Raw genomic sequence first — 21,115 nt, forward strand, 5'->3', positions numbered from 1 at the left:
ACTTGTTGAAGTATCAGTTCGCTGAACAGCAGCTCCACCGATTTGGTGGCTGTCTCACCTGGCGGTCACGGGAAAGTCGAATCGCTGCTTGGCGAACGGTTCATTTGCCAGCGTGAAATGCCACCACTCGCGGGCATAGTTTTTGAAGCCGCCGGTGCGCATGACATCGAGAAGCATCTTGCGGTTTAGCGCGGCTTCGCCTGCGAGGCCGCGGTGGGCAGTTTCGCTCATCGGGTCAAAGCAGTCGAAGCCGCTGCCGAAATCGAGCGTGTCGGCATCGACGGCGCCGCAGGCCGGTTTCGGCGCGGATCTTCTGTCGGCTCGCGCGATGGCGAGATCGACCGTCGAGCCGCGAGAATGGCTGGACAGTTCTCCGACATAGCCCTCGGCGATGAGGTCGCCGCGCTTGACTCGCGGATACCACTGCGGATCGGGCGGCCCGCCCTCTCGTGTCCATTGCCCCATTGCGGCGACGGCGCGCGCAGGGCGGTAGCAATCGAACACGACCAGCGTCAGGCCCTTGGCGGCAATTGCCTTCTGGACGCCGGAAAGCGCCTTGGCCGCCTGCTCGGTGAGTATGCAGGCCGGTGCCTCATAGCCGTTCACCTTGCGGTGCAGGAAATTGCCCGATCCGGCGTAACGGATATCCTGGCGGATCGAAGGGTCGATATCGGCGAGGCGAACAAAGCCGGCGGGCAGGATATCGGCATGTGCCGGCAGAGCGAAAGCCGCGACCATCAGTGCGCAAAAGCCAATGCACTGAGTCGCCTGGCGCATTCTATTCAAGGAACGCTTTCACTCGACGAACACTTTCACGCTGGCTGCGCGTCCAGCTGCATCGATCACAGTCAGTGTCGAGTAGCCGGCGCCATCCGGCTGCCAGGTTGCGGTGCGGCGGCGGTCGATGCCGGTCAGCGGCTTGCCGTTGGCCAGCCAGCGGAACGGCGCGCGGCCGCCCTGCAGCTTCAGCACCAGCGGCGAGGCATCGGCTGAGTTGGTGCCGAGGTCGACGCGAGCGCCGTCCGGCGGAAAGATGATGGTCGGCGCGGGTTCGGTCGGTGTTGCCTGCACGAGCCCGTCCGAACCGGTGCCGAAGCGGGCGAGCGTCGTCGGCAGGTCCTCACGTTTGGGGCTGAAGACGCCGGGCGGCTTGCCCGGCAACGGCACGGTGACCAGACCCGAACGAACAAAGCCCTCGAACAGGATGGGGGCGGCCGAGACGTAGCCGGAGAGGCCCGGAACCGCGCCGGCGTCGGGGCGGCCGACCCAGACGCCCAGCACGTAGCGTCCGTCGAAGCCAACCGACCAGGCGTCGCGGTAGCCATAGGAGGTGCCGGTCTTGTAGGCGATGCCGCGCTGCGAGGCGCCCTCGGGCGGCTTGACGCCAGACAGGATGTCGATGATCTGCCAGTTGGCCTGACCGTCGAGGATGGTGGCGGTGGTGCGCTCGGCATTGGCCGGCTCGGTGCCGTCATGCAGCGTGTGCGTCTTGCCGCCATTGGCGAGGCCTGTGTAGAGCTGGACGAGATCGCGCAGCGACACACCGACGCCGCCGAGGCCGATGGCCAGGCCCGGCGCCTCGTTGACTGGCAGCGTGGGGCTCACCCCAGCCTGGCGGAAGCGCGCCATCAGCCGCGTTGGCCCGACCGCGTCGAGCACGCGGATCGCCGGCACGTTGAGCGACAGCTGCAGAGCCTGGCGGATGCTGACGTCGCCCTGGTAGCCCATGTCGAAATTCTTCGGCCGGTAGCCGGAGAAATCGACCGGGCTGTCGTCGATCAGCGTTTCCTGCGCCACCAGCCCCTGTTCGAAGGCGAGCCCATAGATGAACGGCTTCAGCGTCGAGCCAGGCGAGCGGACGATCTTGGTCATGTCTATCCAGCCGGAGCGGCTGGCGTCGAAGAAATTGGCCGAGCCGACCTCACCGAGAATATCGCCAGTGCGGGCGTCGGCCAGCACCATGGCAACGGAGAGGCGAGGCCCAAGCTTGGTGGCGGCGTCCCTGGCGACCTGCTCCAGCCCTTCCTGGACTCTCTTGCGGATCGTCAGCCGCAAGGGTTGGCCGGGGACGGCCTTGGGCAGCATCGCATAGGCGGCGTGCGGGGCAAGCGCCGGCAAGGTGCGGCGCAGGCCCGACACATCGTCGAGAGCCGCGCGCGCGGCCTCGCGCTCGCCGAGCAGGCCGGCTGACACCATGCGGGTCAGCACCCGGTCGCGCGCGGCGTGGGCGATCTGCAGGTTGCGGTCGGGCCGGCGCTTTTCCGGCAGCTGCGGCAAGGCAACCAGCAGGGCGGCTTCCGAAACGGTGAGCCGCTTCGGCTCCTTGCCGAAATAGGCCAGCGAGGCGGCGCGCACGCCTTCCAGATTGCCGCCATAGGGTGCCAGGGTCAGATAGCGTTCGAGGATTTCGCGCTTGGACAGCCTGCGCTCGATCTGGATGGCGCGCAGCATCTGCTTGATCTTGGAGCCGAGGCTGCGGCTTTCGCGCGGCTCGATCAGCCGGGCGAGCTGCATCGACAGGGTCGAGCCGCCGGAGACGATATGGCCGGTTGTGGCGAACTGGCCGGCGGCTCGGGTCAGCGCCAGAACGTCGACGCCCTCATGGTCCCAGAAGCGCTTGTCCTCATAGGTGACCAGCATGTCGACGAACTGCTTGTCGACCTGGTCGAGCCTGGTTTCGAGCCGCCAATAACCGTCCGGCGTGGCGAAGGCGCGCAACAGCTGGCCGTCGCGGTCCTGGACTTCCGTCGAAACCGTGAGCTCGGCCGGGAGCGGCGGCGGAAAGGCGCGGTCGAGTTCCCAGAGGGAGGCGACGGAAAGGGCAAGGATGCCGGTGCAGGAAGCTGCGGTAATGGCTGCGCGGCGCAGGATTTTTTTTGAGAGCATGCCGCTGCCCCTCATCCGCCTGCGGGCACCTTCTCCCCGTATGGTGACGGGGAGAAGGGGGATGTCGCTGGCGCCATCGTTCTGTTCATGATCGCCACCATCGGCGCCTTACGGCGCCTTGACCTCCATCATGCCGGTGGCGGTGCGGGCCGAATATTGCGGCCGGTACATATCCTCCACCGTCGCCGCCGGATGGGCGTAGGTGCCCGGTGTCACTGCGCGAACGACATAGGCCAGCGTGATGTTGCGGTCGCCGTCGCCCTCATTGGGGTTGAACGCCGCGACGAAACGGTCGTCGCGGAATTCGAGATGGGCGGCGTCGGTCTGGGCGAGCCAGGAGAAGTTCGACAATTGCGCACTGGAGACCAGGCCCGGATTGTCGATCTCGAAGCCTGCCGGCAACAAGTCGGTGATCAGGAGGCGCGAAGGCCAGTTGTTCTGCTCGTAGATCTTGAGCACAACGACATAGCGTTCGTTCTGCGTCGCCTCGGTGACGTTGGCTTCGGTGCCATCGAGCTTGTAGTAGGTTCGGCCGATGGTGAAGCCGTCGCCGCTGGCCGGCAGCGGCTGGATCGGCGACGCCACGGTGGTGACGACGGCCTGCAGCGGGGTCTTGCCGGTGTTGGCGATGGCGAGCGGGCTGTCGACCAGGTCGCTGCCGTTGATCTGGTTGGAATAACCGCCAGAATGCGGCGCGCCATTGACGGTCAGCGTGATCGAATCATTGCCTTCCTTCAATGCGCGGGCCGCCAGCAGCATCCAGGATTCGTCCTGGGTGGTGGTCCAATCGGCTTCGGCGCGTTCCTTCGTCACCAGCTTGATAAGCTCCGGCACGATCGTCGGCACCGGCTTCGATTCCGCCGCCAGCGCCAGCATCGCGGCGCCATCACGCAGCGGCGAGCCATAGTCGGAGCGGTAGTAGTCGTAGTCGGTTGTCGCCTTGGCGAGCTGCAGCGCCGTCTTGAACGTCGCCTCGGCGCGCGGCGTGTCGCCGTAGAGCGCCAGGCTCGCCGCCAGCTGGGCAACCGCCATCGGGCTCGAGAAGGCTTCGAGCTGGGTGTCGGCATAGTAGCGAAGGTCGCCGATCGAGGCCTTCTTGTTGCGGGCCAGGACGTAGAGGGCATAGGCGATCTCGCTGCCACGGTCCTGTACGCTCTGATCGTAGCCGAGCGAGTTCTGCAGGTTGCTCAGCGCCTGGTTCATGGCCAGGCTCGGCACGTCGTATTTCTGCTCACGCGCCCGGGTCAGGAAGTCGGTGACATAGGCGTCGAGCCAGAGGTCGCCGGAGCCCGGACCCCACAGGCCGAAGCTGCCGGCAGAGGCCTGGTAGCTCAGAACCTTGTAGATGGCATCCTGGATGCGGCCATGCAGGTCAGGATCGCTGGCCATGCCGATGCCGGAGGCCAATTCATTGACGTAGAGAAGCGGCATGGCGCGGCTGGTGGTCTGCTCGGCGCAACCATAGGGGTAGCGGTCGAGCGTCATCAAAAGCGACGGCACGTCGAAGGCTGCGGCCTGCGAAACGCCGACGCTGACAGAAGCGCCGTCGAGCAGGCTTGCCGCCAGGAGCTCCTTGTCGACGCGCAACGCACCGCCATTGCCCTTGAGGTCGACGACCAGGCGGGTGGTGACCGGCAATTGCGCCGGACGCACCGGCACGTACAGCGTCTGCTCGACAGCGGTGCCGTCGGCATGGGCAAGCTTGATGGTGATCGAGGCATTGCCCGCCGTCTGTGCGATCAGCGGCACGGTCAGTGTCTGTCGCTTGCCCTTGGCCAGCGTCAGCTTTTCAGGCAGAGGCTTGTCGCCGGTCGACAGGTCGCCGGTCGTGTTTATCGACAGCGCATAGTCACCGGCCGGGCCATCGGTGTCGGCGACATCGAGGCGCATGACGGCGGCGTCGCCAGGCGCCAGGAAGCGTGGCAAGCCGGCGGTGATGACCACCGGATCACGCACGATGACGTCGGACTGGGCATGGCCGACCGCTTCCTTGGTCCAGGCGACAGCCATGACGCGCACGGTGCCGTTGAACTGCGGGATGTCGAAGTCGATCCGCGCCTTGCCGTCGGCGTCGAGCTGAACCGGACCAGAGAAGAAGGCGACCAGCTTTTCGGTCGGAGGGCTGCCTTGCGTCTGCATGTTGGCGCCGTCGCCGCCGGTCCTGAGCTTGCCGGTGTTGCCCAGCGAGCCGTCGATCAGGCGGCCGTAGAGGTCGCGGATTTCCATGCCCAGCATGCGCTGGCCGAAGAACCAGTTTTCCGGATCCGGCGCTTTGTAGTTGGTCAGGTTGAGGATGCCGATATCGACGGCGGCAACCATGACATAGGCGTTGCTGCCCGGCTGTACGCCGGCCACCGCGACCGGGATCGACAGCTGCTGGCGCGGCATGGTCTTGTCCGGCGGCGTGAGGGTGACGGCGAGCTTCTTCGAGCCCGGATCGACCTTCAGCCATTTCACGCCGATGGCGCGGGCCGGCATGCGCGATTCCTGTGCGTCGCCAGGCCGGAACAGGGTTGCCGTGACATAGGCGCCGGCACCCCAGTTGTCGCCGACCGGGATGTCGACGGTGCTGCCGCCGGCCGGCACGGTTGCCGTGACGGTCTTCAACAGCTTGTCGGAGCCGATGTTGATCAGGAGTTCGCCTGCAAAATGCGGCGATACCTTGAGCTTGGCCACTTCGCCGGCGGCATAGGTGTCCTTGTCGAGGCCGATCTCGAGGCCGTCAGGCGTTTCGGTGGTGGTCGAGGAAACGTACCAGCCTGCGTCGAACTCATAGCTGGTCGCTGGTCCCTCGGGATCCGACGTCTCGACCTCGAGCCGGTACTGGCCCCAATCGACCGGCACGGAGACAGTTGCGTCGCCGTCGGCGCTGAGGTCGACCTGCCCGTTGGCGATCGACTTGGTGAAGGTGACCGGCTCGTAGTTCCACGAGTTGTTGGAGCGATACCACTGGTAATTGCGTTCGACCTTGACCAGCGTCCAGTGCGCGCCTTTCAGCGGCTCACGCTTGCCGTCGGGATCGACAGCGATCAGGCTGAACTTCGCCGTGCCGCCTTGCGGCACTTCATTGTCGGCGAAATCCGGGCGGATGCCGATCATATGGCCTTGCGGGCGGATGCCGATGTTGAGCGAACGCTCGATGGCACGGCCGCCGGTCTCGCGCATCCGGACCGTCACCTTGGCGTCGACCAGCTTGGTGGTCGAGGGCAGTTGCTCGACGGAGACCGGGAAGGTCGCCTTGCCGTCATCGCCAACCACCGGCAGATCTGTGAGAGGGGTGACCGTGGGTTCGGCCGACTGCTCATCGGCGAGGCCGAAGGAGAAGCCCTGGAAACGGTCCCAATCGCGGGACGTCGACAGGGTCAGCTCACCCTCCAGCGCCAGGCCCGCTGCCGGCGCGCCGTAGAGGAAGCGGCCGTCAATGTTGATGTTGGCGGTTTCGCCCTGTGCGATCTCCTGCTTGTCGGCCTTCATGTCGAATTCGATGCGATCCGGCACGAAATCCTCGACCAGGAACATCTGGCTGGCGACCGCCGGCTGCTTGGGATCGGTGTAGATCGACACCGACCAGGTGCCGCGCATGGCGTTCGGCTCGAGCGGCAGGTCGACGGCGTGGCCGCCGGCCGATGCGCCGTCGCTGACGATGCGGCGGTCCTCGACGCCGTCGGGGCGCGAGAAGATGAAGGTCAGCGGCAGGTTCTCGACCGCCTTGGCGGCGCCGTCGCGGGCAAGGGCCGCGACATGGACATCCTCGCCGGCGCGGTAGATGCCGCGCTCGGTCCAGGCATAGACGTCGAGCGCGCCGGGCGCCGCGCGTCCGGTGACACCGCGGTCGGACAGGTCGAAGCCGGCCCGGCCCATGTCGAGAAAGACGAAATCATTGTCGCCCTGCTTGGCCATCAGCACGGCCGGCACCATGCCGCCGTCGCCACGCGTCAGGCCGGGGTTGAAGACGGCGTGGCCGTCGGCATCCGTGGTCGCGGTGCCGAGAACCTCGTTGTTCCGGGCAACCAGCGTCAGTTCGGCGCCCGATATCGGCTTGGCGCTGCCCAGAGAACGGGCAAAGACATTGAGCCCGTCCTGGCCGGTATAGGTCGACAGGCCGATGTCGGAGACGACGAACCATTGCGTGGCCATAGAATTGTAGTCGTCGCTCTTGTCGTTGACGGCCTGGGCGGTCAGCACATAGACGCCGGGCTTGCGTTGCGGCAGCGCCTCGTCGACCGGGAAGGAGGTGGTGACCTCCTTGTTCAGATCATTGGCGATGTCGAGCTGGCCTTGCCAGACCGGCTCGCCCATCTGCTCGGAAATGTTGGAGATATCATAGCTGTCGAGCTGGTGGAGGAACTGATAGCCGGAAAGAAGCTGCGCCAGCGAACGGTCGCCGATGCGGTAGAGCTTCATCTCGGCCGCGTTCATGTTGACGGTGACGACCGGAATGCCGCGGCGCGCGCCGGCCGGCAGCACGAAGCTGTCGCCGGTGAAGCGGGCCGATGGTGCCCGATCCTGCACATAGATCGACAGCACCACGGGGGCGGCGGTCACCTCGCCGATGGCGGCCGGCAGACCGGCGCGGAAGGTGACGTCGTAGTGCTGGCCATGCTCCAGACCTTCGACACAGATCTGCTTGTCCTTGGCCTCGACTCCCTTGGGCGGCGCGTTGTCGACGGTGACGAACTGGGCGTAGTCGACGCCGGTCTTGACCAGGTCCTCGGAGAATTGCGCGCAGATGCGCGGCGCACTGGTGTCGGCATCGACAGTGTGGTCGATGACGCGGAAACCCTTGCGGGCCTTCAGGTCGGCATAGTCGGCCTGGACCGCCGGCGAAGGGACCAGCGCAAGGCTGGCCTCATAGGCCTGGAGGGCTGGGCGGTAGAGATCGCGCTTGTCGAGGCCGTTGCCGAGCAGCGCCAGCACTTCGGCGCGCGTCTTGGTGGTGCGCAGCAGCTTATAGGCGTTGAAGGCGGCGGAGGTGCCGTTTGCCGGCAAAGTGGAAGCCTCGGAGGTGTTGGCGGCAGGCTGCACGGCCAGAGTTTCGCGCGCGAGGTCGAGCCAGAGCTGGCCATCATCGGGCATGACGGACACGGCGCCTTCATATCTCAACATGGCGGAGCGGTGATCGCCGGTAAGCACGGACTGTTCGGCGGCATTCGTCAGCGCCGTCAGCCCTTCCGTCGGCTTGACATAGGCCGGGCCCAACAGCTTGTTGCGGTATTGCTGGGCCTGATCGGCCATCCAGTTGGGAAAGAAGGCAAGTTCCGGCGGCGCGCCGATGTCGGGGTCGCCATCGATGTTGGCGACCTTGCCGGCGACCGCACCGTTGAACGGCTTCAGCTGATTGTAGTCGGATTTGAGGAAACACCATTTGGCTTTGTTGTTGTAGGTGAAGGCGCGGCAGGCTGGATCACCAAGACATGTCGTCTTGCACTGGTCGAGCGTGACATTCTGGTCGGACCTGAGATCAAAGCCGAAATAATCGGAATTGTCCGTTGTCGCGATTCGCCTGGCTTCAGCCGCTTGCGCGACACCACTCCAGGCAAAAAAGAGAAGAATCAGGATCGACAGACCACGAGCCGCGCGCATTGCCATAACACCCTCCCAGACACTGCTGACGTCCAGGCATGATCAAGCATCAGTCCTGCTTGTCAACACAAGGACGCGACAGGGTTCCGCCTGCCAACGGTTTCCTTTCCGGCCGATCGCCGGTAGTAGCTCCATAGGACAGGGGATCACGCTTTCTTGCGGCGACGCAGAAGGTGTGAATTCCAAGCCCGTCCTATTTCAGACAATTGGATTGTGGCCCCTTTACGAGCGCTTCAGAACTTCATTCCAATTTTAGGTTTTCATTCTAGGTTGTCTTAATGCCGGCGCATGAAGAGCAGATGTCAGGAGGTACCGCGCCAGGGCGTGTGCTTTCGCGCGCCCTGCTTTTGGTCATGATCTGCTCAACCGCGCTTGTCGCCGAGGCCGGAAATGCTGCTGCTTTCGAGCTTTTCGGCATCAAGCTGTGGGGATCGTCGAAGGACGAGGACGCCGACATCGTCGACCCCCTGCGCTATGCCGTCACCATTTCCGCGCCCGATGCCGACAAGGATCTCCTCAAGAAGCTCGAAAATGCCTCGGCCCTGAAAAGCGACGAGGAGCGCCCGGTTTCCGGCTCGCTCGGGCTGATGGCCAAGGCGCGTAGCGACCGTGAACAGCTGGTCGCGGCGCTCTATGCCGATGCCCGTTATGAAGGCGTCGTCACCATCACCATCGACGGCAAGCCGCTCGACGATTTGCCGCCCGATGCCGAATTCAAGGGCCCGCAACCGGTACCGGTGGCCATCGATATCGCCAGCGGGCCGAAATTCACTCTCGGCAATGTCCGGTTGGAGGGTGACGCGGCGGGGCTGATGAGCGCCGATTATGGCCTGATCGCCGGCGGCGACGCCGGATCCGGCGCCGTGCTCAAGGCCGAGGCGCTGATCGTGCGGGCGCTGAAGCAGGAGGGCAGACCGCTGGCCAAGGTGACCGACCGGCAGATCGTCGCCGACCATGCCACCTCGACGCTCGACGTGACGCTGACGGTCGCCGCCGGGCCGGTCGCCGGCTATGGCGACACCACGGTGGAAGGCACCGAGAAGGTCGATCGCGACTTCACCGAATATATGACCGGCCTCAAGCGCGGCCGGCAATACTCGCCCGACGAGATCAGCGATGCGCGCGACCGGTTGCTGGCGCTTGAGGTGTTCAACAGCGTGACGTTCAAGGAAGCCGACAAGCTCGATGCCGACGGCAACATTCCGATCGGCGTCCAGGTCAGCGAGCGCAAGCCACGCTATTTCGGTGTCGGCGGCACCTTCTCCAACACTGAGGGGCTAGGCCTGGAAGGCTATTGGGGTCACCGCAACCTGTTTGGGCGGGCCGAAAAGCTGCGCATCGACGGGGCCATCAGCGGTATCGGCAGCAACGACCTCAGCGAGCTCAACTATAATGCCGGCATCATGTTCGAAAAACCGGGCGTGATCGGGCCGGCGTCAAAGTTCTTCGCCAGCTTCAAGACCGTGCTCGAGCATCCGGACGCCTATGACCATTTCTCGGTCAAAGGCAGCACCGGCCTGTCTTACGAACTCACCAAGAAGCAGACGGTTTCGGCGGAAGTGTCGCTCGACTATTCGCGAATCCACGATGCTTTCGGCAAGCACAAATATCTGATCGCCAGCATTCCGCTGCAGTATGTCTACGATAACCGTGACAACCGGCTGAACCCCACCGGCGGCTTCCGGGTGCTGGCCTATGCCGAACCGAGCTATGACATTCTGAGCGGTGCGGCCTTCCTCAAGCTGAAGGGCGAGGGTTCGGCCTATCAGTCGCTGGATTCGGCTTCGAAGTTCGTGCTGGCCGAGCGTGTCGCCGTCGGCTCGATAGTCGGCACCAGCCTCGAAAATGTACCGGCCGACCGGCGCTTCTATTCCGGCGGCGGCGGTTCGGTGCGCGGCTATGCCTACCAAGGCATCGGTCCCAAGGATTTCACCGGCCAGCCGATCGGCGGTCTGTCCTTCTTCGAGACCTCGGTCGAAATGCGCATCGCGATCACCGACACGATCGGCATCGTGCCGTTCGTCGATGCCGGCACGGTGTCGACCAAATCGGTGCCCAATTTCTCCGATGTCAAAGTCGGCGCCGGTGTCGGCTTGCGCTATGTCACGCCATTCGGGCCGCTGCGCATCGACGCGGCCGTGCCGCTCAATCGCGATCCAGACGATCCGCATTTCGGCATCTATGCCGGCATCGGGCAGGCGTTCTGAGCGATGAAGATATTCAGGCGCATCCTACGCATTGTCCTCTACACGCTGCTCATCGCTGTCGCCGGGGCGATCGGCGCGCTGTTGGTGCTGACCAAGACCGAGCGTGGACGCGACAATCTTGCCGGCATCATTTCGCGGCTGGCCTCGAGCGATGACCGCAAGATCACGGTCAGCGGCATCGACGGCATCTGGTCGGGTGCGCTCAGCGTCGACCATGTCGTGCTGGAAGACCGTGAAGGCGCCTGGCTGGTGGCGCGCAAGGTCGCCGTCGACTGGTCGCCGCTGGCGCTGCTGTCGAAAAGCTTCAGTGCCGACCGCATCGCGGCCGGGCGCATCGAATTGGCGCGTCTGCCAGTCGCCAGTACGCAGCCGGCGCAGAGCGGCGGCACGACGACGCTGCCGGTCTCGCTTGACATCAAGCAGATCGACCTTCCCGAAATCGCGCTCGGCCAGGACCTGGCCGGCAGCGGCATCGCCGAACTCGCCGCCAAGGGCATGCTCAAGGTCGACGCCGCGCCGCTGGCGGTCGAGACGACGCTCAACGTCTCCCGCCATGACGGCAAGCAAGGCAATGTCGACGCCAAAGTCCATTTCGCGCCAGCCGACAACAAGCTCGACCTCGATCTGAAGGCATCGGAGCCGGCGGGCGGCATCATCGCCAACCTGCTCAATCTGCCTGATACGCCGCCGGTCGACATCATCGTCTCGGGGACGGGCCCGCTGGCCAACTGGAGCGGCATCGGTACCTTCGTTGTCGACGGCCAGATCATCACCCAGCTCACCGGGCGCCACCAACTGACCGACAAGGGCAATCACATCGAGGCCAAGGGCGACGGTGATTTCGCGCGCTTCCTGCCGGAGAATTTGAAGCCGCTGTTTGCCGGCAAGACCAGCTTCGAAGTCGCCGGCACCGGCACATCGGCCGGCGGTGTCAGTGTCGACCGCGCCAGCATCGACAGCGATGCGATGCACGGCACCGCATCCGGCATCGTCGATCCTGCCGGTGCCAGCGATCTCGCGGTCGAACTCGCCGCCAAGGGCGCGCCTGTGGTGATCAGCGTCGGCAGCAAGGCGCAGCCGATCACGCTGGCGATCAACAACGCCACCGCACGCGCGTTCGGCGACGGCAAGACGCCGATCATCGACATCGGCGCCTCCTTCGTCTCCATCGTCGCCGGCGGCACTCGGCTGGACGATCTGGCGGCGCAAATCCATTCGGACGGCTTCGATATCCAGAATCGCGCCGGGCCGGTCACCGTCAAGCTGGCGGCGGGCGGCCTCAAAACCGACGTGGCGACACTGGCGCCCTTGGTCACCGGCAAGGTCAATGTCGATCTGGCCGGGTCGGTCAGCAAGGATGCCATTGCCATCGACGAGGGCACGTTGCGCTCCGACGCGGTCAACGCCTCGCTGACCGCCACGGTCGCGCTTGCCGACCTGTCGATGCAGCTCAAGATGAACGCCGATGCCGTGGCAACGGCCTTGCCGCCGCAGATCGCCTCGGTGCTCGGCGCACGGGTGAAGTTCTCGGCCGCGGCGACGCGCGATCCGCAGGGATCCTTCGCCGCCAACTCGATTTCATTCACCTCCGGCACGCTCAGCGCCAGCGGCACCGCCAGCGCGCAGGGCACCGACATCCAGGCCGATATCAAGGGCAAGCTGGGCGACGTTTCGGTGCTGTCGCCGATGGTTGGCGTGCCGGTTGCCGGCGGCGTCGATTTCGCGCTGTCGGCAAGCGGCGCCAGGACGGCGCCGGATTTCACGGTCTCCGCCGACAGCGACAGCCTGACGGCTTCGGGCCGCACGGTGAAGAGCATTAAGCTGACGGCAAGCGGCAAGGCCGACATTGCGAGCCCCGCCGCCGATGTCTCGCTGACCGGCTCCGTCAACGACCAGCCGCTCGACATCAAGGCAGCGCTGGTGACCAGCGAAGGCAAGCGTTCGATCAACGGGTTCCTGGTTTCGCTTGGCGACAACAAGGTCTCGGGCGATCTCACGCTGGATGACAAATTCATGCCCTTGGGCACGCTGACGCTCGCCGCGCCGGCTATCGACCAATTGGCCGCGCTCGCCGGCCAGGCGGTGACGGGCGACATCGACGGCACCATCCGCTTCGCCAGGGATGGCGACGCACCATCGGTCGCGATCGATGCCATGAGCACGTCGATCGCGCGCGGCGAGGTGACGGCCAAGGCCATCACCGTCAATGCGCTGATTGCCAATTATCTCAAGGCGCCGGCGATTGCCGGTTCGATCAAGGCCGAAAGCGTCACCTCCGGAACCACGGAAATCGGCGGCATCGGCGTCGACCTGAAGCGCGACGGCGACTGGACCAATTTCACCGGCGGCGCCACCGTATCGGGCATTCCGGCGACCGCTGCGGGACGGGTCAAGATCGCGGACGGGACGACCAGCATCGAGATCGCGTCGGGCGAAGCCACGGTTCGCGGTATAAAGGCCGCGATCGCGCAGCCATCGACGTTGAGCATCGCCAATGGCACGACCAGCATCGAAAAACTGGCGCTCGATGTCGGCGGCGGCTCGGTGACGCTGTCCGGCACCGCCGGCCAGGCGCTCGATCTCGCGGCGCAATTCTCGGCATTGCCGGCAGCACTCGCCAATGATTTTTCGCCCGGTCTCGATGCCGTGGGCATCCTCGGCGGTACAGCGCAAGTGACTGGATCGCCATCGGCGCCCGAGGTTCGGTTCAACGCACAATTGGCCGGCGTCGAAACCAGCCAGACCCGCCAGGCCGGGCTCGGGCCGCTCGCCGTCGACGCGGCCGGCAGCTACACCTTGACCGGAGGCGTCGCTCTCGACCATGCGACGCTCACAGGCGACAAGATTTCCGGCAAGGCGGCGGGCACCCTCAACCCGAATGGTGCCAGCGATTTCGCCCTCGATCTCGCCTCGACGGGACCCAGCCTGCCGCTGACGCTGGGCAGCGCGGAAAGCCCGATCAAGCTCGAACTGCAGGCACTGTCGGTAAAGGCAGTGGGGCAGGGCACGCAGCCGCGGCTCGACATTTCGGCGACGCTGCCGTCGGTCGCCACCAAGCTGACCAAGGTCGAGGGCGTCGCTGTCGCCCTGCATTCCGATGCTTTCGATCTGAAGGCCCGGACGGGACAGGTCTCCGGTACAGTGTCGGCCGATCAGATCGGCCTCGACAACCCAACCATCGCGCCACTGATCGCCGGCAAGGTCACGGCCAAGGTTGCCGGCAGCCTCGCCAAGGATGCCATCACCATCGACAGCGGCTCGGTGACGAGCGATGCGCTGAACAGCGGCTTTAGCGGCCGGGTATCGCTGGCCGACGGCGCCATCGAGCTCAATTTGAAAGCCGACGCCGCCTCCGCGGCGCTGCCGGCGGCGGTGCGCGGCGTGCTTGCCGAACGCGCGGAACTGAGTGCGGCGCTGAAGCGCGATGCGTCGGGCAATGTCAATGTCGACGGATTGAAGCTGGTTTCGGGCGCGCTGACCGCGCATGGCCAAGCGAGCCTCGCCGACAACAAGGTCGCCGCCGACATCAAGGGCGCGCTAAGCGACATCTCGCTACTTTCGAAAGACGCCAAGGGCGCCATCGGCTTCGCCCTGAATGCACAGGGCCCCGCGACCGCGCCCGATCTGTCGCTGACGGTCGACAGCGATCGGCTTTTGGTGGCCGCGCGCGAGATCACCGGGCTGAAGCTCACCGCCACCGGCAAGGCCGATGCCGCCAACCCGGCGGCGAATGTGCAGCTCACCGGCAATGTCGCCGGCCAGCCACTGCAAGGCAGTGCGGTGCTGGCGACGGCGGACGGCAAAAGCGCCATCAACGGCCTGCTGCTGTCGCTCGGCAAGAACAGGATCTCCGGCGATCTGGCGCTGGACGAGAAGTTCGTGCCGACCGGCACCATCGCGCTCGACCTGCCTGATATCGGCCCACTGGCGGCACTTGCGCTGGAAAAGGCGGAAGGCGACGTGCGCGGCACCATCGCCTTTTCCAAGAACGGCACCGCGCCGCAGGTCGCGATCAAGGCGGCGACGGCGTCGATCTCGCGCGGCGACTTGCAGGCAAAGGCCGTTTCCGTCGATGCGCTCATCGCCAATTATCTCGCGGCTCCGGTGATTTCCGGAAAGGTCCGCGCCGACACCGTCACCTCCGGCGGCACCGTGATCAGCGGCATCAGTGTGGATTTGAAGCGCGATGGCGACTGGACCGGCTTTTCCGGTGGCGCCACCGTCAAAGGCATCCCGGCGCAGGCCGCTGGCCGCGTGAAAGTGGCCAACGGCACGACCACCATCGAGCTTGCTTCCGGCCAGGCCACGGTCAAGGGCATCAAGGCGGCCATAGCCCAGGCCTCGACCGTCAGCATTGCCAATGGCACGACGACGCTGGACCGGCTGGTGCTCAACCTGGGTGGCGGTACGGCGACAGTGACCGGCAAGGTCGGCACAGCGCTCGACATCAACGCGACGCTGGCGCGAGTGCCGATGTCACTTGCCAACAGTTTCTCGCCGGGCCTCGATGCCGCCGGTTCGATCTCGGGCACAGCGAAGGTGACGGGTGCGCCGGCGAGCCCCGCTGTTGCCTTCAACATCGACGCGACCGGCGTGCAGACGTCGCAGACCCGGGGTGCGGGTGTCGGTGCGGTGAGTGTTGCTTCGTCCGGTACCTTCGCCCCCAACAAGCTGACCTTCAACGCCAATGTCAGCGATGGAGCTGGCCTTGGCCTCAAGGGCGGCGGCACCGTGACAACGGCAGGCACCCCGGCGCTGGTGCTCGACTTCAATGGCGCCGTCCCGTTCGGGCTCATCAGCCAGAAACTCGCCGCGCAGGGGCTATCCCTGTCTGGAACCGCCAATGTCAATGTGCAGGTGCGCGGTCCCGCGACATCGCCGGTCATCGGCGGCTCGGTCAGCACCTCCGGCGCGCGGCTCGTCGATGCGCGCTCGGGCCTCGCGGTCAACGATATCGCCGCCGACGTATCGATCGCCGGCGGCGTCGCGAGGATCAACCGGCTGACCGGCACGTTGTCGACGCGCGGCAGCCTGTCGGCCAGCGGCACGGTCGGCATCAATCCGGCGCAGGGCTTTCCAGCCGATCTGTCGATCAAGCTGGTCGACGGCCGTTATACGGACGGCCGCGTGGTGACGGCCAATCTCGGCGGCGACCTGACGATCAAGGGGCCGCTGACCTCCGCACCGGTGATTGCCGGCACCATCAATCTCGCCAAGACGGTGATCACGGTTCCAGACAGGCTGCCAGGCTCGCTTTCGGCACTCGACGTCAAGCACAAGAATGCGCCCGGTGCCGTGCGGGCGCAGGACAAGGCGCTGCGCCCGCCGACGACCAGTGGCGGTGGCGGCGGCAGCGGCCTCGTCCTCGATGTCACGGTCAACGCGCCGAACCAGATCTTCATCCAGGGCAGGGGCGTCGATGCCGAACTCGGCGGCTCGCTCCGGCTGACCGGCCCGGCTTCGTCGCCGCAAGCGGTCGGCACCTTCACCCTGCAGCGCGGGCGGCTGTCGATCCTTGGCAAGCGGCTGACCTTCACCGAAGGCACGGTCGGCTTCTCCGGTTCGCTGGTGCCTTATCTCAATTTGACGGCGACAACGACGACGACCAGCACCACCGTCACCATCGTGGTGTCGGGTGAGGCGACCAATCCGAAATTCAGCTTCTCCTCGGTGCCGGCGCTGCCGGAGGACGAGGTGCTGGCGCAGCTGATCTTCGGGCGCTCGATGTCGAACCTGTCGCCGCTGCAGATCGCCCAGCTCGCCGAAGCGGCCGGGCAACTGGCCGGGGTCGGTGGCTCGACGTCGCTGCTTGAAAACCTGCGCAGCGCGATCGGCGTCGACGATCTCGACGTCACCACCGACGACAAGGGCGGTACAGCGGTCTCGGCGGGCAAGTATTTGAACGACCGCACCTATGTGACGATCCAGAAAGGTGACAAGCCGGGTTCCGGCAAGGCAACCATCGACCTCAATGTCGGGCGCGGCGTCAAACTGCGCGGCGAGGCCAATGATGCCGGCGAAGCCAAGGGCGGCATCTTCTACGAGAAGGAATATTGAGATTTCGGCGGGGCTTTTGGCCCCATGGTGGCCCCAGGCTGGCGCTGTCCGGCCTTCAGTAAATGTCTCAGTTTATTCGACTATCGAGATTCCAGAGGAATCCGTCGGGCAGTAGCAATTTTGCGCCAAGACTGTCGTTATCACGCGAACCGCTCGCTTTCCAAAGTTGCACATTCGCTAACATGTTCCAATCCATACCGGCTTTGACATCATGGCCTGGATGCGGAATGTTAAAAGGCGGAAAGCCAACAATGGGAGTTAAGTCATGACAATTTATAAGAGTAACGGCGATCGCGTTCCCGATCACATCCTGGCCATGGCCGAAGACGCCAAGGCAGGCAAAGTGGATCGTCGCGAATTCCTGGCCATGGCCAGCGTGTTCGGCGCGTCGACGGCAATGGCTTACGGCTTGCTCGGCCTCGCCGGCCCGACGCCGGCGAAGGCCGAAGAGGTAAAAGGCAAGAAGGGCGGCACGCTGAAGATCGCCCAGTGGATCAAGGATCCGAAGGACCCGCGCAAGGCCGACTGGTCGGAAATCGCCAATGCCGAGCGCCAGGCGCTTGAGCCACTGGTCAAGTACACATCCGAATATACGTTCCGCCCCTATCTGCTGGAAAGCTGGGACGTGAACGACGACGCCACGCAGTACACGCTGCATGTGCGCAAGGGCGTCACCTGGTCGAATGGCGACCCCTTCACCGCCGATGACGTCATCTTCAACCTCAAGCGCTGGGCCGACAAGAAAGCCGAAGGCAATTCCATGCCCGGCCGTCTCGGCTCGCTGGTCAAGGACGACAAGCTCGACGAAAGCGCCGTCTCCAAGTCAGACGATCACACGGTCGTGCTGAAGCTCGCCAAGCCTGACATCGCGCTGATCCCGAACATGTGCGACTATCCCGGTCTCATCGTTCACAAGAGCTTCGATGAGAAGGGCGGCGATTTCAAATCCTGCCCGATCGGCACCGGCCCGTTCGAACTCGTCTCCTATGATGTCGGCCAGAAAGTGGTCTACAAGCGCCGCACCGACGACAAGTGGTGGGACGGCGAAGTGTTCCTCGACGGCCTGGAATTCATCGACTACGGCACCGATCCGGCAGCCATGGTCAGCGCTTTCGAAGCCGGCGAAGTCCACACCAACTTCGAGACCTCGGCCGACTATGTGTCGATCCTCGACGGCATGGACCTGGTCAAGTCGGAAATCGTCACGGCGTCGACCATCGTTTGCCGCACCAATGTCAACAACAAGCCCTATGGCGATCAGAAGGTGCGCAACGCGTTGCAGCTTGCGGTCGATAACAATGTCGTTCTTCAGCTCGGCTACGGCAATGCCGGCACCGTTGCCGAAAACCACCATGTCTGCCAGATTCACCCGGAATATTACGAGCTTGCGAAGGTCGCCCGCGATCCGGCCAAGGCAAAGGCGTTGATGGCGGAGGCGGGCCAGGCCGACTTCGAGCACGAGCTGATCACCGTCGACGAGGACTGGCACAAGAACACCGGCGATGCGATCGCCGCCCAGATGCGCGACGCCGGCCTCAAGGTGAAGCGCACCGTGCTGCCTGGCTCGACGTTCTGGAACGATTGGACCAAGTATCCGCTGTCGATGACCAACTGGAACATGCGGCCGCTTGGCGTCCAGGTGCTTGCCATCGGCTATCGCACAGGCGAGGCCTGGAACGAGACGGCCTGGTCGAACCCCGACTGGGACGCCAAGCTCAATGCAGCGCTCGCCGTTGCCGACGCCGCCAAGCGCAAGGAAATGATGAAGGACATCGAGCAGATCTTGCAGGATTCCGGCATCTTGATCCAGCCATACTGGCGCAAGCTCTACAGCCACTCGGTCAAGGCGGTGCAGAACTACAAGATGCATCCGACCTTCGAGCGCGACTACGGCAAGGTCTGGCTCGACCAGGCCTGATCGCACGGATCGGGAAAGGGACGTCAGTCCCTTTCCCCTGCTCTTTGCATCATCGGTGCCTGTTGGTCCGCGCTTCTCAAAAAATGTTGCCGACTCCCAGGCAAGGTCATGCAACAAAAACAGGTTGATCGCATCCGAAGGCCTGCCTGACAGCCAGCCCCGCCGGTCACGGCAGGGTTGGCTTTCATAGCCGGCTCAAACCCCAACCCATCGGCAGGGGACCGCCATGCTTTCTTTCGTTATCAGGCGTCTTGGCACCATGGCATTGACGATGCTGTGCCTGACCATGATCGTCTTCTTCCTGATCAACCTTGAACCCAATCTGAAGAAGCTGGCGATCAGCCAGACCGAAATGCATACATCTGCCGAGCAGCTCGAGAGCTGGCTGGTCAACCATGGCTATCGGCAGAACTTCTTCGTCCGCTATGGACAGTGGCTGGGCGTCGTGCCCAAGCAGCCGGTGACCGACCCGGCGACCGGCAAGCCAGCGCAGCGTTTCTCCTTCTGCAACGATCCAGTCGTGCCGACCTTCGCTGGCGTTCTCGAGGGCGATTTCGGCTGCTCTACCAAGTTCAAGGCCAGCGTCGCCTCGAAACTGTTTCCCGCCCTTGGCGCGACCGGCACCCTGATGCTCTGCGTGCTGGCGGTGATGGTGCCAATCTCACTGCTGATCGGCATTCTGGCCGGCATGCGCGAGGGGTCGCGAACCGACCGCGTGCTATCGGTGGCCTCGATCGCCTCGACGGCGACACCCGAATATGTGTCGGGTGTCATCTTCACCGTCATCTTCGCCTCATGGCTTGGCTGGCTGAACGGCTCGGCGGCTTCGGCCAGCCAGGGCATAACCTTCTACAATTTCACTTTGCCGGTGATGACGCTGGCGATCTACGGCATCGGCTACATCGCCCGCATGACGCGGGCTTCGATGGTCGAGGTGATGACGCAGCAATATATCCGGACCGCCCGATTGAAGGGCCTCTCCTTCGGCAGCGTGGTGGTCAAACATGCGTTGCGCAACGCTCTGATCGCGCCGTTCACCGTCATCATGCTGCAGTTTCCCTGGCTGCTCACCGGCGTCGTCATCGTCGAGGTGATGTTCCGCTATCAGGGCTTCGGCTACACGCTGGTCGAAGCGGCTGGCAACAACGACATCGACCTGCTGCTCGGCTGCTCGCTGGTTTCGGTGTTCATCGTCTTGATCACGCAGCTCATTTCCGATGTCGGCTACGCGTTTCTCAACCCGCGTATCAGAGTTCAGTAGGGAGCGAAGCGGATGCCGGTCCAATACATCAGTGCCTTCACCGTCGTTCTCGAAGTGCTGTCGCGCTTCTGGCCGGTCTGGATCGCGCTTCTCATCGTCATGGGAGCGAGCTTCGCCTACAAGAAGAAGCTGGCGCTCTACGGCCAGCTGTTCGACAGCGGCGTCGGCATCGTCGGCGTCGGCATCTGCCTGTTCTGGCTGTTCACGGCGATCTTCGCCGCGACCATCTCGCCCTTCGATCCGCTTGCCCAGGTCCCCATCATGAAGGACGTGCTGCCCGGGGCCATCGAGCCACAATCGGGGCTGACCTATCTGTTCGGCGGCGACAAGCTGGCGCGCGACGTGTTTTCGCGGATGGTCTACGGCAGCCAGATCGTGCTGATCATCGCGCCTGCCGCGACGGGCTTCGCGCTGATGGTCGGCATCACACTCGGCTTGCCGGCCGGCTATTATGGCGGCAAGATCGACACTGTGCTGTCGTTCCTGGCCAATCTGGTGTTGGCCTTCCCGGTGATCCTGCTGTTCTACCTGCTGGTGACGCCGGGCATCATGGACACGCCTATCCCCTATGCGATGGCCGGGGTGTTCTTCCTGTTTCCGATCATCTTCTTCAGCGTGCTGTTCTGGACGCGCTACAAGAACCGGCCCGACCGGCTCTACATCCTGCTCGGCATCACCTTGATCGTCGGCGGCTGGATCTATGCCGGCCTGGTGTTCGACGCCGATCCGCTGAAAATCGTGCACATCGACCCCAACCAGCTCAACATCTTCGTGGCGGTGGTGTTCGCCTCCAGCCCAGGCGTGTTCCGCATCGTGCGTGGCCTGGTGATGGACATCAAGACGCGTGACTATGTGGCGGCGGCGCAGACGCGCGGTGAATCGCCCTGGTACATCATGCTCTGGGAGATTCTGCCCAATGCGCGCGGGCCGCTGATCGTCGATGCCTGCTTGCGCATCGGCTACACCACCATCCTGCTCGGCACGCTCGGTTATTTCGGCCTTGGCCTGGCGCCGGAAAGCCCGGACTGGGGTACCGCGATCAAGGACGCCAGCCGGCTGCTGCGCTCCTTCATCCATCCGGCGCTACCGCCGACGATCGCACTGATGTCGTTCGTGCTGGGCCTCAATTTGCTCGCCGATTCGCTGCGCGAACAATCGATGAAAGACTGATGGACGGATCTTCAACCCCAAGAGCGAAGAGTC

The 21,115-nt window shown here is 64.4% G+C and carries 8 protein-coding genes; 5 read left to right on the plus strand and 3 right to left on the minus strand.

The features are described from left to right. Positions 1-54: 54 nt before the first annotated feature. The 3 genes from AC0ZT5_RS09175 to AC0ZT5_RS09185 form a co-directional block, all read right to left on the minus strand. Positions 55-738 carry a M15 family metallopeptidase gene (locus AC0ZT5_RS09175; RefSeq protein ID WP_488496188.1) on the minus strand — a complete coding sequence of 228 codons (684 nt, stop codon included), beginning with the start codon at positions 736-738 and terminating at the stop codon, positions 55-57. A 57-nt stretch (positions 739-795) separates the two neighbouring features. After that, positions 796-2,886, minus strand: a complete 2,091-nt coding sequence (gene pbpC / locus AC0ZT5_RS09180; RefSeq protein ID WP_488496189.1) for a penicillin-binding protein 1C — start codon at positions 2,884-2,886, stop codon at positions 796-798. A gap of 108 nt (positions 2,887-2,994) precedes the next feature. Further along, positions 2,995-8,475, minus strand: a complete 5,481-nt coding sequence (locus AC0ZT5_RS09185; protein WP_488496190.1) for an alpha-2-macroglobulin family protein — start codon at positions 8,473-8,475, stop codon at positions 2,995-2,997. A gap of 272 nt (positions 8,476-8,747) precedes the next feature. Between AC0ZT5_RS09185 and AC0ZT5_RS09190 the strand changes: the two genes are divergently transcribed. The 5 genes from AC0ZT5_RS09190 to AC0ZT5_RS09210 all read left to right on the plus strand — a co-directional run bounded on the left by AC0ZT5_RS09190 (position 8,748) and on the right by AC0ZT5_RS09210 (position 21,082). Then, complete coding sequence (locus tag AC0ZT5_RS09190) at positions 8,748-10,676, plus strand: autotransporter assembly complex protein TamA (RefSeq protein ID WP_488496191.1); 1,929 nt, start codon at positions 8,748-8,750, stop codon at positions 10,674-10,676. A 3-nt stretch (positions 10,677-10,679) separates the two neighbouring features. After that, positions 10,680-16,733, plus strand: coding sequence for a translocation/assembly module TamB domain-containing protein (locus tag AC0ZT5_RS09195; protein WP_488496192.1), 6,054 nt, complete (start codon positions 10,680-10,682; stop codon positions 16,731-16,733). A 265-nt stretch (positions 16,734-16,998) separates the two neighbouring features. Beyond that, positions 16,999-18,651 carry an ABC transporter substrate-binding protein gene (locus tag AC0ZT5_RS09200; RefSeq protein ID WP_488496193.1) on the plus strand — a complete coding sequence of 551 codons (1,653 nt, stop codon included), beginning with the start codon at positions 16,999-17,001 and terminating at the stop codon, positions 18,649-18,651. A gap of 226 nt (positions 18,652-18,877) precedes the next feature. Continuing rightward, complete coding sequence (locus tag AC0ZT5_RS09205; RefSeq protein ID WP_477226940.1) at positions 18,878-19,912, plus strand: ABC transporter permease; 1,035 nt, start codon at positions 18,878-18,880, stop codon at positions 19,910-19,912. A 12-nt stretch (positions 19,913-19,924) separates the two neighbouring features. Further along, entirely contained in the window at positions 19,925-21,082 is a 1,158-nt protein-coding gene (locus tag AC0ZT5_RS09210) for an ABC transporter permease (protein ID WP_184874997.1), read from the plus strand. Positions 21,083-21,115 lie beyond the last annotated feature (33 nt).

The sequence above is a fragment of the Mesorhizobium sp. CNPSo 4670 genome, from assembly GCF_057784235.1.